Origin of the sequence: Streptomyces sp. NPDC007901, assembly GCF_042959465.1 — a bacterium.
GTDB lineage: Bacteria > Actinomycetota > Actinomycetes > Streptomycetales > Streptomycetaceae > Streptomyces.
Window position 1 is genome coordinate 69,721 of record NZ_JBIBKW010000020.1, and the last position, 14,931, is coordinate 84,651.

10 protein-coding genes are annotated in these 14,931 nt (G+C 70.9%); 6 read left to right on the forward strand and 4 right to left on the reverse strand.

Annotated elements, in window-relative coordinates; translation table 11 throughout:
* Positions 1 to 58 precede the first annotated feature (58 nt).
* Genes ACFZDK_RS42990 through ACFZDK_RS43005 form a run of 4 tightly spaced genes read right to left on the reverse strand, consistent with a single transcriptional unit; the run spans position 59 to position 6,502 of the window.
* Positions 59 to 1,309, reverse strand: a complete 1,251-nt coding sequence (locus ACFZDK_RS42990) for an alpha-L-fucosidase (protein WP_390981181.1) — start codon at positions 1,307 to 1,309, stop codon at positions 59 to 61.
* 4 nt (positions 1,310 to 1,313) lie between these two features.
* Positions 1,314 to 4,358, reverse strand: coding sequence for a glycoside hydrolase family 38 C-terminal domain-containing protein (locus ACFZDK_RS42995; protein WP_390981183.1), 3,045 nt, complete (start codon positions 4,356 to 4,358; stop codon positions 1,314 to 1,316).
* Positions 4,359 to 4,403: 45 nt separating this feature from the next.
* Positions 4,404 to 5,741, reverse strand: coding sequence for a 6-phospho-beta-glucosidase (locus ACFZDK_RS43000; RefSeq protein WP_390981185.1), 1,338 nt, complete (start codon positions 5,739 to 5,741; stop codon positions 4,404 to 4,406).
* Positions 5,738 to 6,502: a DeoR family transcriptional regulator gene (locus ACFZDK_RS43005; protein WP_390981187.1), complete on the reverse strand. Its 765-nt coding sequence runs from the start codon at positions 6,500 to 6,502 to the stop codon at positions 5,738 to 5,740. The genes ACFZDK_RS43000 and ACFZDK_RS43005 overlap by 4 nt, the downstream gene beginning before the upstream one ends.
* 128 nt (positions 6,503 to 6,630) lie before the next feature.
* Here ACFZDK_RS43005 and ACFZDK_RS43010 point away from each other — a divergent pair, with 128 nt between their 5' ends.
* The 6 genes from ACFZDK_RS43010 (at position 6,631) to ACFZDK_RS43035 (ending at position 14,914) form a co-directional block, all read left to right on the forward strand.
* Positions 6,631 to 7,650 (forward strand): PfkB family carbohydrate kinase, encoded by a 1,020-nt coding sequence (locus ACFZDK_RS43010; protein ID WP_390981189.1) that lies wholly within the window; start codon positions 6,631 to 6,633, stop codon positions 7,648 to 7,650.
* Between the two features lie 94 nt (positions 7,651 to 7,744).
* Positions 7,745 to 9,022, forward strand: coding sequence for an extracellular solute-binding protein (locus tag ACFZDK_RS43015; RefSeq protein WP_390981191.1), 1,278 nt, complete (start codon positions 7,745 to 7,747; stop codon positions 9,020 to 9,022).
* Positions 9,023 to 9,149: 127 nt separating this feature from the next.
* Complete coding sequence (locus tag ACFZDK_RS43020; protein ID WP_390981351.1) at positions 9,150 to 10,034, forward strand: ABC transporter permease subunit; 885 nt, start codon at positions 9,150 to 9,152, stop codon at positions 10,032 to 10,034.
* Between the two features lie 104 nt (positions 10,035 to 10,138).
* The gene (locus ACFZDK_RS43025; RefSeq protein WP_365688200.1) at positions 10,139 to 10,924 is read left to right on the forward strand and encodes a carbohydrate ABC transporter permease; all 786 of its coding nucleotides are present in this window, start codon (positions 10,139 to 10,141) and stop codon (positions 10,922 to 10,924) included.
* Positions 10,925 to 11,054: 130 nt separating this feature from the next.
* Positions 11,055 to 11,975 (forward strand): alkaline phosphatase family protein, encoded by a 921-nt coding sequence (locus ACFZDK_RS43030; protein ID WP_390981354.1) that lies wholly within the window; start codon positions 11,055 to 11,057, stop codon positions 11,973 to 11,975.
* Positions 11,972 to 14,914, forward strand: coding sequence for a glycoside hydrolase family 2 TIM barrel-domain containing protein (locus ACFZDK_RS43035; RefSeq protein WP_390981193.1), 2,943 nt, complete (start codon positions 11,972 to 11,974; stop codon positions 14,912 to 14,914). The genes ACFZDK_RS43030 and ACFZDK_RS43035 overlap by 4 nt, the downstream gene beginning before the upstream one ends.
* Positions 14,915 to 14,931: the final 17 nt, after the last annotated feature.

Below are 14,931 nucleotides of genomic sequence, written 5' to 3' on the forward strand. Positions count from 1 at the left end.
ACTTACCGTTCTCTTAATTCTTCATATGAGAATTCTGGGCTTTTGCCGGCAAACCCGCTCAGAACCGACCGGAGCCCCGGTACAGCTCGAGCTCGCCGTCCAGTTCGACGGCGAGGACGGTGGCGTACGGGTCCAGGTCGGCCGCGGCAGGCGGGTCGATCCACAGCACGCCGACCGCTTCGTGCAGCCCGCCGACCACCCGGTGGCCGAGTTCGGTGCCGGTGCCGAGGACGGTGACCCTGTTGACCCTGGTCGCCAGCCCCCGGACGCCGATCTCGGCGCGCGGGGCGTCGAACAGGGTGAGGTAGAGGGTGCGCCGGTCCGCGGAGAGGGTGCTGGGCCCGTAGTGGTGCCCGGCCGGCAGGCCGCGCCCGGTGCCGTACACCGCCTCCGCGTGCCTGCGGATCCACTTCCCCAGCCCTTCGAGGCGCTCCACCTGCGGCTGCGGGATGGTGCCGTCCTCCATGGGGCCGACGTCGAGCAGCAGGTTGCCGCCGCCACCGATGGTCTCGGTGAAGTAGCGGACCAGCTGGGCGAGCGACTTGTGGTTGTGGTCGTGGTGCTGGTAGCCCCACGAGTCGTTGATCGTCAGGCACAGCTCCCAGGGGCCGTCCGGCGGCACGATGGGGGCGCCCTGCTCCGGGGTCGCGTAGTCCCCTTCGCTGAGCATCCGCGCGTTGAAGACGACGTGCGGGACGTACGACCGGATGAGCGCGGCGAGTTCGGGGATCCGCCACTGCTCCTCGCTGCGGTCCCACTCCCCGTCGAACCACATCAGGTCCGGCCGGACGCGGGAGGCCAGCTCCGTTATCTGGCCGTCCCGGTAGGCGATGAAGCGTTCCCAGGCGGCCAGGTCCTCGTCCTCGGCGGCCACCTCCGAGTAGCGGTTGTCCTCCAGCTCCGGCGGCCGGCCCGGCTTGCGGGTGGAGGCGTAGTCGGGGTGGTTCCAGTCGGAGTGCGAGTAGTAGAGGCCGACCTTCAGCCCCTTCTCGCGCAGGGCCTCGGCGTAGGGGCCGAGGTAGTCCTTGCCGAGGTTGAGGTCGCCGTACGCCGTGTCCCACAGGGCGACGCCGTCGTGGTGACGGCTGGTGAGGACGGCGTACTTGGCGCCGGCGCGGGCGAACAGGTCCGCCCACGCCTTCGGGTCGTACTGGGCGCCTGTGAAGCGGTCCAGCTGGGACATGTACTGGTCGTGCGGCACGATGTCGTCGTAGAAGGACCAGGACTCCTGGACCCCGTCGACGGCGTAGATGCCCCAGTGGACGAAGATCCCCAGTTTGGCGTCGGTGAACCAGGGTTGCATGGCCATCCGGTCAGCTCCTGCGGAGGCGGAGGGTGAGGATCTGGAAGGGGCGGAGTTCGACGGAGACGCTGTCGCCGTCGGTTGCCGCGTCCTCCAGCGGGCGCTCCAGCAGGTCGGTCACCTGGGCGCCGGCCAGCGGGAAGCCGGTGCGCAGGACGCCCTGGGCACGGCCGCCGCGGGACTCGTAGAGGCGGACGACCACATCGCCGGAGGCGTCGTCGGCGAGCTTGACCGCCTCGACGGTCACGCCCGCGCCGTCCACCGAGACCACCGGCTGCGGCTCGCCCGCCGCGTCGGCCACCCGGAGCGGGAGGTTGAGGGCGTAGCCCGCCGCGACCGCGTCCTCAATGCTCGCGCCGGGCAGGAGCGAGTAGGTGATGCGGTGACGGCCCTGGTCGGCGCCCGGGTCCGGGATGCGCGGGGCGCGCACCAGGGAGAGGCGGACCGTGGTGGTCGTACCGCCGTCCTCGCGGACCGTGCGGGAGACGTCGTGGCCGTACGTCGAGTCGTTGATGACGGCGACGCCGTAGCCGGGCTCGGCAAGGTGCACCCAGCGGTGGCCGGAGACCTCGAAGCGGGCCGCCTCCCAGCTGGTGTTGGTGTGCGTGGGCCGCTGGATGTGGCCGAACTGGATCTCGGCCGAGGAGTGCGCGGCGCGGATGTCCACCGGGAAGCCGGCCTTGAGGAACTTCTCGGCCTCGTGCCAGTCGATGTCGGTCTCGAAGTCGATCCGGGGGCTGCCCGCGCGCACGGTGACCGTCTGGATGATCGTCGAGCCGTTGCCGAAGGGGCGGGTGACGCGGATCGAGCCGAGCAGCGGGTCCGTGTCCGCGACCGTGATCTCGGAGGGGTCGAGCAGGTCCGTGTAGCGGTTCTTGTAGTGCTTGTCGACGTCCCAGGCGTCCCAGTAGTTGGGGAGGTCGGTGTGCAGCCGGAGCAGGTTGCCCTGGCCGGCGAGGACCTCGCGCCCGGCCCGGTGGTCGTACACAGAGGACAGGGTGCCGTCCTCGGCGATCTCCACCCGGACGAGTCCGTTGTCGAGGACCCGGCCCTCGACGGTCACCGGCAGCGGGGCCTCGGGGGCGGCCGTCAGCGGGGCGCTGCCGCTCGCCGGGACCTCGACGTACACCGGGGTGCCGGTGGCGTCGCGGACGACCTCGGCGCGGTCGTAGGGGCTGGTGTTGAAGACGCGGGCCGTGCCGCCGCCCAGGGCGGTGACCGCCTCGGTGGTGAGCGCCTCCAGTTCCTCGGCGACACGGGCGTACTCGGCCTCGGCCTCGCGGTGCACCCAGGCGATCGAGGAGCCCGGCAGGATGTCGTGGAACTGGTGGAGCAGGACCGTCTTCCAGAGCCGGTCCAGCTTCTCGTGCGGGTAGCTGTAGCCGGGCGCGTGCAGCGCGGCCGTGGTCGCCCACAGCTCGGCCTCGCGCAGCTTGTGCTCGCTGCGCCGGTTGCCCTGCTTGGTGCGGGCCTGCGAGGTGTAGGTGGCGCGGTGCAGCTCCAGGTAGAGCTCGCCGACCCAGACCGGGGCGTCCTCGTACTCGGCGCGGGCCTTGGCGAAGAACGCGTCCGGGTGCTCGACCTCGACCTTCGCGGAGCCCTCCAGGTCCTTCAGGCGACGGGCGCGTTCCATGATCTCGCGAGTGGGGCCGCCACCGCCGTCGCCCCAGCCGAAGGGGGCCAGCGAGCGGGTGGCGGCGCCCTTCTCGGCGTAGTTGCGGACCGCGCGGGACATCTCCTCGCCGCTGAAGCGGGCGTTGTAGGTGTCGACCGGCGGGAAGTGCGTGAAGATGCGGGTGCCGTCGATGCCCTCCCACCAGAAGGTGTGGTGGGGGAACGTGTTGGTCTGGTTCCAGGAGATCTTCTGGGTGAGGAACCACTCGTTGCCGGCCAGCTTGGCGAGCTGCGGGTAGGCCGCGTTGTAGCCGAAGGAGTCCGGCAGCCAGACGCCCTTGGTCTCGATCCCGAAGTGCTCGATGAAGAACCGCTTGCCGTGCACGAGCTGGCGGGCGATCGCCTCGCCGCCGGGGAGATTGCCGTCGGACTCGACCCACATGCCGCCGACCGGCGCCCACTGCCCCTTCTTCACGGACTCCTGGATCCGGGCCCAGACCTGCGGGTAGTTGTCGCGCACCCACTCGTACTGCTGGGCCTGCGAGCAGGCGAAGACGAACTCCTCGTACTCGTCGGCGAGCGAGGTCACGTTGGAGAAGGTACGGGAGGTCTTGCGCTTGGTCTCGCGGATCGGCCACAGCCAGGCCGAGTCGATGTGGGCGTGGCCGACGCCGGAGACGATGTGGGCGCTGGCGTGCGCGGGCTTGGAGAGCGCCGGCTTCAGGGCCTCGCGGACGGCGGCGGCCGAGCCGGAGATGTCGTCCAGGTCGAGCAGGTCCATCGCGTGGTCGAGGGCGTGCGCGATCTCGTGCCGGCGCGGGTCGTGCTCGCCCAGCTCCAGCATCAGCTCGCGCAGCACCTGGATGTCGAGGTCGAGGTGCCACACGTCCTCGTCGAGGACGGCGATGTCGGCGCGCTTGAAGGTGTAGAGCGGCTTGTCACCCGCCGTCAGGACGTCGCCGAGCGGGGTCGGGGCCTCGAAGTTGTTGGCCAGGATGTCCGGGTTGGAGGCGGCCTCGACCAGGTAGTCGATCACCTCGCCGCCGGCCGCCGGGTTCGCGATCCGCACGTACTGGTTGAGCGGGTTGACCGCCTTGAGCGGGGTCCCGTCGGTGAGGTGGACCAGGGCCTCGGCCTGGTTGCCGGGCCAGTCGCCGACGAAGCCGAGGTCGATGACGGCCTCGACGCGGCGGCCCGCGAACTCGGCGGGCACCTGGCCGCGCATCCGGAACCAGGTGGTGCCCCAGGGCGGGCCCCACGGGGTGTCCATGGCGAAGGGCTCGTACGGGGCCGCCGCGGCCTCCTCGAAGGAGACCGGCTCCCCCGGGGCCTGCCAGGCGGCGACCTCGAAGGGGACGGTGGCCGCGTAGATCGCGGGCTTGATGCGCTGGTTCTGGAGGCGCTCTACGCGCTCCTCGATCCGGCGGCGTTCGTCGTGCATGGAAGTCTCCAGAAGAGGGATGGAAAGCGCTTTCCGGGCGGCTGGCTACTTAAGATACGCGAGGCCGGGGTGGACCTCGGTGTACCCCTCGACCAGCCGGCGGGCCACGTTCACCGAGTCGACCAGCGGGTGCAGCGCGAACGCCTTCACGGCCGTCGTACGGGAGCCGGACTCGGCCGCGGCGAGCACCTCGCGCTCGACCGCCTTGACCGCGCAGACCAGGCCGGTGGCGTGGTCGGGCAGCGGGGCGACGGTGACCGGGTGGGCGCCGTTGGCGTCGACCAGGCAGGGCACCTCGATGACGGCGTCGCCGTCGAGGACCGCGAGGGTGTCGCGGTTGCGCACGTTGAGGATCAGGGTGGTGCGCTCGTCGCGGGCGATGGCCCGCATGAGAGCCAGGGCGACCTTCTCGTAGCCGCCGGAGAGGTCGTCGGCATCGCGCTCGCCGGCGCCGGCCGTCTCCCGGTTCTCCGCCATGTAGGTGGCCTCGCGCTCGGCGCGGGTGCGGTCCCAGACGTCCAGGGCCTTCGAACCGGGGGCGGCGACCGCCTCGTAGAAGTGCGCCTGCTGGTCGCGGAGGAAGGCGCCTCGGGTCTTCTCGGCCTGCTGGTAGGCGCGGACGGCCTCGCGGTTGAAGTAGTAGTAGTGCAGGTACTCGTTCGGGATGGCGCCCAGGGACTGCAGCCAGTCGACGCCGAAGAGCTTGCCCTCCTCGAAGGAGCCGAGCAGGTCGGGGTCGGCGAGCAGGCGCGGGAGTTCGTCGCGGCCCGCGATGTGCAGGCCGCGGACCCAGCCGAGGTGGTTGAGGCCGACGTAGTCGATCCAGGCCTCCTTCGGGTTCCCGCCGAGCACCCGGGCGATCCGGCGGCCGAGGCCGACCGGGGAGTCGCAGATGCCGATGACGCGGTCGCCGAGGTGCCGGGACATGGCCTCGGTGACCAGTCCTGCGGGGTTGGTGAAGTTGATGACCCAGGCGTCGGGGGCCAGGCGCGCCACCCGCCGGGCGATGTCCTCGGCGACCGGGACGGTCCGCAGGCCGTAGGCGATGCCGCCCGCACCGACCGTCTCCTGGCCGAGGACGCCCTCGGCGAGGGCCACCCGTTCGTCGTTCGCCCGGCCTTCGAGGCCGCCGACCCGGATCGCCGAGAAGACGAAGTCGGCGCCGGTGAGGGCCTCGTCCAGGTCGGTCGTGGCGGTCACGGCGGGGGCGTCCGGGACGCCCGCCGCCTGTTCGGCCAGGACCCGGGCGACCGCGGACAGCCGGCCGGCGTCGAGATCGTGCAGCACGACCTCGGTGACCCGCCCCTCGGCCCGGTCCATCATCAGTGCGCCGTACACGAGCGGCACGCGGAACCCGCCGCCGCCCAGAATCGTCAGTTTCACGCTTGAGCCTTTCCTGCCAGAACCACCTCGACACCGGCCTCCTCGAGGGCGGACCGGGTCGCCGGGTCCATCGGCGCGTTGGTCACCACCATGTCCAGGTCCTCGGGACCGCAGACCTTCGCCATGCCCGTCCCCGGGAACTTGGCGGTGTCGGCGAGCAGCACGACGTTGTCACTCGCCTTGATCATGGCGCGCTTGACGGGCACCTCCACGACCGTCGTGTCCATCACCTGTCCGCCCGGGCGGACCCCGCTGGTGCCGAGGAAGAGCCAGTCGGCGTGCAGCTGGCGCAGGTTGTCCTCGGTGAGGAAGCCGACCAGGGAGCGGTACTCACGGCGGAGCATGCCGCCGAGCAGCACCAGTTCGATGCCCTCGTCGTCGGCGAGTTCCTCGTACACCACCAGGTTGCTGGTGATGACGGTGAGGCGGCGGCCGTGCAGCTGGCGGGCGAGCCGGAAGGCGGTGGTGCCGATGTCGAGCAGCACCGACTGGCCGTCCCTGACCAGAGCCGCGGCACGCTCGGCTATCGCGTCCTTCTCGGCCACCCGCACCTCGGCGACCTCGGCGAAGGGCTGGTCGCCCTCCTCGACGACGGCACCGCCGTGGACACGCGTGAGCAGCCCGTCCTCCTCCAGCTTTACCAGGTCGCGCCTGATCGTGGCGGGGCTCACACCCAGCTGCTCGGAGAGGTCGGTCACAGCCGCGGGGCCGCCGGCACGCAGGGCCCGCAGGATGAGTTGATGTCGTCGTTCTGCCAGCACGCGGCGAACACTACTCGTCATCTTCAATCAAATCCATGCTCAGTTCTGCTCGGGTATTGACCAATCTCGCAGAGCGGCGCACGATTCCGGTCATCGAAATTGACGAGTTTTGACGAGAGGGTGTGCGCGTGGACGACGACAGGCCCGATGTGCTGCTGACCGGGCTGCTCTTCTACGACCTCGTCCTCACGGGGCTGGGAAAGCCGCCGACAGCGGGCGAGGAGATCTGGACGGCGGGCATGGGCTGCGGCCCCGGCGGCATCGCCAACCTCGCGGTGGCCGCGTCCCGCTTCGGCCTGCGCACCTCGCTGGCCACGGTCTTCGGGGACGACTTCTACGGCGAGTACTGCCGGGACGTCCTGTGCGACCAGGAGGACATCGACCTCTCGCTCTCCCGCACCGCGGACGGCTGGCCCACCCCCGTCACCGTCTCCCTCGCCACCGGTCAGGACCGGGCCCTCGTCACCCACGGCCAGGAGCCCCCGTACTCTCAGGACGTGCTGATGGGCGACCCGCCCGAGGCGCGCACGGCGCTCGTGCACCTCGAGGCCGAGCCCCGCGAGTGGATCGCCAAAGCCGCCGCGAACGGCACCCACGTCTACGCCGACGTCGGCTGGGACCCCACCCAGGAGTGGTCCCAGGACCTCCTCGACCAGCTGGCCCTGTGCCACGCCTTCCTCCCCAACGAGACCGAGGCGATGGCCTACACCCGCACCGACACCGCGGTCGCCGCCCTCGGCACCCTCGCCGAACTGGTGCCGGTGGCGGTCGTCACCCGCGGCGGGGACGGCGCGGTGGCCGTCGACCAGTCCACCGGCGAGTACGCGGAGGTCCCGGCGCTGGCCGTCGACGTCCTGGACGCCACCGGCGCCGGGGACGTGTTCGGCGCGAGCTTCGTCGCGGCCTCGCTCGGCGGCTGGCCGCTGGCCGAGCGGCTCCGGTTCGCGGTGCTCGCGGCCGGCCTCTCCGTCCAGCAGCACGGCGGGGCACTCGCCGCCCCCGGCTGGTACGGCGTCGACCGCTGGTGGCGCTCACAGACCGACCCCGAACTGCGCCGCGCATACGGCTTCCTGGCCGACCGCATCCCGGCCGACGTGGGCCCGCCCGTGCGCCACGCCCCCGTCACCCCGCCCGCCCGGCAGCACTGACCCGCACCCCATCCGCAGCCCCACGCCCGACAGCCCCCACGCCCCTCAGTACCACGCCCCTCAGTACCACGAACAGGAACAACAGGAGTGACCCGTGGACCTTTCACGTAGAGGCTTCCTCCAGGCCGCCGCGCTCACCGCGGCCGCGTCCGGCCTGACCGTCGCATGCGGCGGCTCAGGATCGGGCGGCACCAAGAACGGCAAGAACCTCACCCTGTGGTACTGGGGCGGTGCGCTCAGCGACAAGGTGGTCGCGGAGGCGAAGACCCACTTCAGCGGTTCGGTCAAGCTGACCGCCGCCTCCATCGGCGGCGACTTCAAGCAGAAGCTCACCACCACGCTCGCCGCGGGCGGCTCCTCCGTGCCCGACATCACCGGCATCAAGGGCGAGGACATAGCCTCCTTCCTGCCCAACGCCTCCCGCTTCCTCGACCTGAACGACCTGGGCTTCAAGAAGCTCTCCTCCCAGTACCTGGGCTGGAAGACCAAGCTCGCCCAGACCTCCGACGGCAAGCAGATCGGCTTCCCGATCGACATCGGCCCCACCGCGCTCTTCTACCGCGAGGACCTGTTCGCCAAGGCCGGCGTGGCCACCGACCCCGACAAGGTCGCCGCCCTGGTCACGACCTGGGAGGACTACTTCACGCTCGGCACCGAGCTGCAGAAGAAGAACCCCGGCACCTTCCTGGTCAACAACATCAGCTCCGTCTTCAACATCGTGGTCGGCCAGGGCACCCAGCGGTTCATCGACAAGAACAACCACTTCATCGGCGACAAGGACCACATCCGCGCCGCGTGGACCACGGCCGTCCGCCCCTACACCCTGGGCATCGACGCCAAGATCAACGACAACAGCTGGAACGCCGCCGTCGGCAAGAACCTCCTCACCGAGCTCGGCGCCGCCTGGCACGCGCTGGACATCGAGCAGGCCGCGCCCCAGACCAAGGGCAAGTGGCGGGTCTGCGCCAACCCGGTCGGGCCGTCCAACCAGGGCGGCTCCTACCTGGCGCTGCCCAAGCAGTGCCGGAACCCCGAGGAAGCCTTCAAGATCATCAGCTGGATCCTCAGCCCCGCCAACGACGCCCGCGGTTTCACCGACGCCGCCATCTTCCCGGCCGCCCCGGCCGCCTACACCATGCCCGCCATGACCGGCCCCGACGCCTTCTTCGGCGGACAGAAGATCATCGAGGTGTTCGGGCCGGCCGCCAAGGCCGTCCCGAACAGCTACGAGGCGCCGGCCGACGCGGCCGTCATGGCCCCGTACATGACGGAGCTGACCAACATCGAGGCCAAGGGCAAGAAGCCCGACGACGCCTGGAACGACGCGGTCAGCCAGGCCAAGCAGATCGCCCGGCGGCAGGGGGTGAACTGAGGTGACGTCACCTCCGGTGACCGGTCCCGCCGCGGTGCCCGAACACCGCGGCGGGCCGGGCCCGGCCCGGTTCCGCCCGCGGCGCGCCACGCCCGCGGGCACCACCGCACGGCCCCCGCGGCGCGGGCTGCTGTCGTACTGGCGGCAGTACCTGGCGATCTCGCCCTTCTACCTGATCTTCGCCGCGTTCTCGTTCTTCCCGGTCTTCTACTCGCTGTACCTGGCCTTCCAGCGCTGGGACGGCCTCGGCGACATGCAGTTCGTGGGCCTGCAGCAGTTCAGGTTCCTGTGGTCGGACCCGGTCTTCTGGCTGTCGATCCGCAACACCCTGGTGATCTGGGTGCTGTCCACCGTGCCCACCCTGCTGGGCGCTCTGGTGCTGGCGACACTGCTGCACTCGGTGCGCCGCTTCAAGGGCTTCTACCGGATCGCCCTCTACGTACCGAACGTCACCTCGATCGTCGCCGTGGCGATCTTCTTCGGCGCGGTGTTCAGCAACAACTTCGGTCTGGTCAACGCGATCCTGGGCACGGTCGGCATCTCGCCGGTGCCGTGGCTGAGCAACCCGTGGCTGATCAAGGTGGTCATCTCGCTGCTGATGACCTGGATGTGGACCGGCTACAACATGATCATCTACCTGGCCGGTCTCCAGGCGATCCCGGCCTCGATCTACGAGGCGGCGAAGATGGACGGCGCCGGCCCGGTCCGCACCTTCTTCCAGATCACCATCCCGATCATGCGGCCGATCATCCTGTTCACCGTCGTCATCTCGACGATCAACGGTCTGCAGAGCTTCAGCGAACCCCAGGTCCTGTTCGCCAACAACGCCGCCAACGCGAACCTCGGCGGCCCGGGACAGGCCGGTCTGACCACGCTGCTGTACTTCTACCAGTCGGCCTTCCTCAACAACGACTACGGCTACGGCGCCGCCATCGTGTGGGCCTTCTTCCTGCTGATCATCGTCCTCGTCGCCGTCAACTGGCGCATCACCCAACGAGGGAGGAAGCCGTGACCACAGCCGACACCACGGCCGTCACGCCGGCCGACCCGACGCGGCCGGCCCCGCGCGCGAGGCGGCTGCGCCGCCCCAAGGGCCTGACCGCGCACATCGTCCTCATGGCGGCCGTCCTGCTGTCGGTCTTCCCGTTCGTGTGGACGATCGTCATGGCGACCAACACCACCCAGGACATCTACAAGAGCCCGCCGAAGTTCACCTTCGGCTCCCACCTGCTGGAGAACATCCGGCACGTGCTGAACACCATCGACTTCTTCGGGTCGATGCTCAACACGGTCATCGTCGCGAGCGTCACCACCGTCCTGGTGCTGTTCATCGACTCGCTGGCGGCCTTCACCTTCGCCAAGTTCGACTTCCCCGGCCGCAAGGTGCTCTTCGGCACGCTGCTGCTGTTCATGATGCTGCCGCTGCAGCTGGCGATCCTGCCGCAGTTCATCCTCATGTCGAACATCGGCTGGGTCGGCATGCTCAAGGCGCTGGTCCCGCCCGCCCTGGCCAACGCCTTCGGCATCTTCTGGCTGCGCCAGTACATCGAGAACGGCGTGCCCGACGAACTCCTCGACGCCGCGCGCATCGACGGCGCCGGGTTCTTCCGCCAGTACTGGAACATCGCGCTGCCGATGATCAGGCCCGCGCTGTCCTTCCTCGCCATCTACGCCTTCGTCGGCGCCTGGAACGACTACGTCTGGCCGCTCATCGTGCTCACCAACCCCGACCACGTGACCCTCCAGGTGGAGCTCGCCCAGCTCAACGTCGGCCACACCACCGACTACAGCATGGTCATGGCCGGTGTGCTGATGGCGTCGCTCCCGCTGGTACTGGTCTTCGCCATCTTCGCCCGCGGCTTCATCGCGGGCGCCACCGAGGGCGCGGTGCAGGGCACCTGACCCGCGCCACGTGTGGGACACACACGTGAGACAGAGGAGGGATCCGGTGACGGACGCCGACGCCGGGCGGACGCGGGCAGCGGAGGGTACGGGGCCCTCCGCCCGCCTGCCGTTCGCCCGGCGCCGTGCCGTGCCCCCGGGCCGGGGCGGCACCGCGCACGGCAAGGTACTCGTGGTGGGCATGGACGGGCTGCGCCCCGACCGGCTGGCCCTCTCCGCCGCCCACGCGCCCGTGCTGCACGGCCTGATGGCAACGGGCGCGTACGGCACCAGCCTGCTGCCGTACGGCGAAACGGACGGCCAGGCCCCGGACGGGCCGTCCACCAGCATGGCCTACACCGACTCCGGCCCCGGCTGGTCGAGCGTGCTGACCGGGGTCTGGCCCGACCGGCACGGCGTCACCGGCAACGACTTCGTGGGCGCCGACTACACCAGCCACCCCGACTTCCTCAGCCGCGCGGCCGCCGCCCGCCCCGGTCTGCGCACCGCGGCAGCGGTGTCCTGGCCGGAGCTGGTCCACCGCGGCGTCCTCGGCCCCGCCGTCGGCCGCCGGGTGCACCACGACGGCGAGAGCGACGGCTACGCCACCGCGGACGACCTCGTCGCCCGCACCGCCGTCCGCTGGCTCACCGAGCACGACCCGGACCTGCTGTTCGTGTACTTCGGCGCCACCGACGAGGCCGGCCACGCCACCGGCCCCCTCTCCCCCGCCTACGACCACGCCCTGCTCGCCCAGGACACGCACCTCGGGCGGCTGCTGGCGGCGATCGACGGCCGGGGCCCCGGAGAGCGGTGGACCGTCCTGGTCACCACCGACCACGGTCATCTCGACACCGGCGGCCACGGCGGCGACACGCACGCCGAACGCGAGGTCTTCGTGATCCTCGCCGAACCCGGCGCGCCCGCCGCCCGCACGCGGCTCGACTCCCCCCGGCTGATCGACATCGCCCCCACCGCCCTGGACCGTCTCGGCATCCCCGTCGACCCCGCCTGGGGCTGGGCGGGACGGGTCCTGCCCAGCCCCGCCCCACCGACTTCGGAATGGTCATGACCGACGAACTTCCCACCGACCGCCTGATCGCCCTGCGCCCCTGGGAGGCACCCGAGGTGACCTCCTGGGGCCGGCTCCCCATGAACGCCGTCGACCGGCGCTCCGGAGCACTCCCCCTGGACGGCGACTGGCGCTTCCAGTTGCTGCCAGCTCCGGACGCGCCGGTCGGCGGTGCCTGGTCCACGGCGTACGTCCCCGGCGCCTGGACCGTGCAGGACACCGACGACCTGCCGCAGTACACGAACGTCACCATGCCGTTCCGCCAGTTCCCGCCGCAGGTGCCGGCCGCGAACCCGACCGGGGTCTACGAGCGGGAGCTGGACGTCCCCGCCGAGTGGGCCGGGCGCCGGATCGTGCTCCAGGTGGGCGCGGCCGAGAGCGTGCTCCTGGTGCACGTCGACGGGCGGCCCGTCGGCGTCTCCAAGGACTCCCACCTGGCGGCCGAGTTCGACCTGAGCGCGGTGGTCCGCCCCGGCGAGCGGTCGGTCCTGCGGCTGACCGTCGTCAAGTGGTCGGACGCCACGCACGTCGAGGACCAGGACCACTGGTGGCACGGCGGGATCACCCGGTCCGTGCTGCTGTACGCCACCGATCCGCTGCATCTCGCGGACGTGAGCGTGCGGGCGCGGCAGGACGGCGAGCTGCGGGTGGACTGTCTGGTACGGAACGCGGCAGGCGACCGGGCGCTGCCCGACGGCTGGTACGTCACGGCCGACCTGGACGGTGAACTCCTCGCGCAGGACGCCGAGTTCGACCGGATCAACACCGAGGAGGACCGGGTCTCCGACTTCCTCGGCGAGGCCCGGATCCATGCCACCGTGCCCGAGGTGCGCACCTGGAACGCGGAGCAGCCCGAGCTGTACGGGCTGACCGTCCGGCTGCACCGCGCGGACGGCACGGTCGCCGACACCTCGTTCCATCGCATCGGTTTCCGGGACGTCGAGATCGTCGGCCGGGACCTGCTGGTCAACGGCGAGCGGGTGTTCATCCGGGGTGTCAACCGCCATGACTTCCATCCGCTGACCGGGCGGACGGTGTCGTACGACGACATGCGCGCGGACCTGGTGGTGCTGAAGCGGTTCGGGTTCAACGCGATCCGCACCTCGCACTACCCGAACGACCCGGCCCTGTACGACCTCGCGGACGAGCTCGGCTTCTACGTCGTGGACGAGGCGGACATCGAGTCCCACGACCACGCCCACGAGATCGCCGACGACCCGCGCTATCTGAACGCCTTCGTGGACCGGGTCTCGCGGATGGTGCTGCGGGACAAGAACCACCCCTCGATCATCATCTGGTCGCTGGGCAACGAGTCCGACTACGGGGCGAACCACGACGCGGCGGCGGGCTGGGTGCGGCGGCACGACCCGACCCGGCCGATCCAGTACGAGGGGGCGGCCAAGCTCGGCTGGGCGGACCCGGACGTGGCGTCCGACATCGCCTGCCCGATGTACGCGGCGCTGGAGGACTGCGTGGCGCACGCGCTGTCCGGGGAGCAGACGAAGCCGCTGATCCAGTGCGAGTACTCGCACGCCATGGGCAACAGCAACGGCACGCTGGCCGACCACTGGGCCGCCATCGAGTCCACTCCGGGGCTTCAGGGCGGGTTCATCTGGGAGTTCTGGGACCACGGAATTCTCCAGCGGGTGAGCGATGGAAGACCGGTCGGGCGCACGGGCGCCGGACTGTATGACAACGGTGTCGCCGCGCCCGGCCACCGCTGGGCGTACGGCGGCGACTTCGGCGAGGCCCTGCACGACGGGGCGTTCGTCGCGGACGGCGTCGTCTTCCCCGACCGCACCCCGAAGCCCGCGATGTACGAGCACCGGGAGATCGCGGCGCCGGTCCGCATCCGGTGCTTCCGGCACGAGGGCATCGTGCTCGCCAACCACCAGCACTTCCGCGGCCTGGAGTGGCTGACGGGCACCTGGGAGCTGGCGCTGGCCGACGGCCGTACGCTGACCGGCCCGGCGAAACTGCCCGAGCTGTGCCCCGGCGAGACCGCGGCCGTGCCGCTGCCCTTCGAGGTGCCGGCGGACGGCGGCGAGGCCTGGCTGACGCTGCGGGTGACGGTCGGCGAGGACCAGGCGTGGGCACCGGCCGGCACCGAGGTCTGCTCCCCGCAGATCCGGATCCGGGCGGCGGACCCGCTCGGCGAGCCGGTGCCGGCCGGCCCTGCCGTCGAGGTGGACGGCGAGGGGCTGCTGCGCCACCCGCTGCTCACCACCGCGCCGACGCTGTCACTGTGGCGGGCGCCGACCGACAACGACGAACTCGGCGGTATGGCGCTGCGCTGGCGGACCTGGGGTCTGGACCAGCTGGTGCGCAAGGTGGTGTCCGTGCACCAGAAGGGCGAGAGGGTGACCGTGCTCGCCGAGTACGCCGGCACGGTCGGCGTGGTACGGCACCGGCAGGAGTTCACGCCGGTCGAGGGCGGGGTCCGGGTCGACGAGTCGGCCGAACTCCCCGAGGAGTTCCACGACGTGGCCCGGGTCGGCTCGGTCTTCGAGACGGTGGCCGGCCTCGACCTGCTGGAGTGGTTCGGTCAGGGTCCCTGGGAGTCGTACCCCGACCGGGCCGCCGGTGCCCCGGTCGGCCACCACTCCCTTCCCGTGGACGAGTTGTTCACGCCGTACCTCCGGCCGCAGGAGAGCGGCGGCCGCCACGGCGTACGGCGGTTCACGCTGTCGGCGCCGGACGCCACCGGACTCGCGGTCGAACTGGACGAGCCCCGCCAGGTCTCCGTCACCCGCCACCGCGCCGAGGACCTCACCGCCGCCACGCACCACGACGAACTCGTGCCGCGTCCGGTCTGTGTGGTCCACATCGACGCCGCACACCGGGGCCTCGGTACGGCCTCGTGCGGTCCCGACACCTTCCCCTCCTACCTCGTCGCACCGGGCGTCCACCGCTGGAGCTGGACCCTGCGCGTCCTCTGAGATCCCCCCACGCCCTT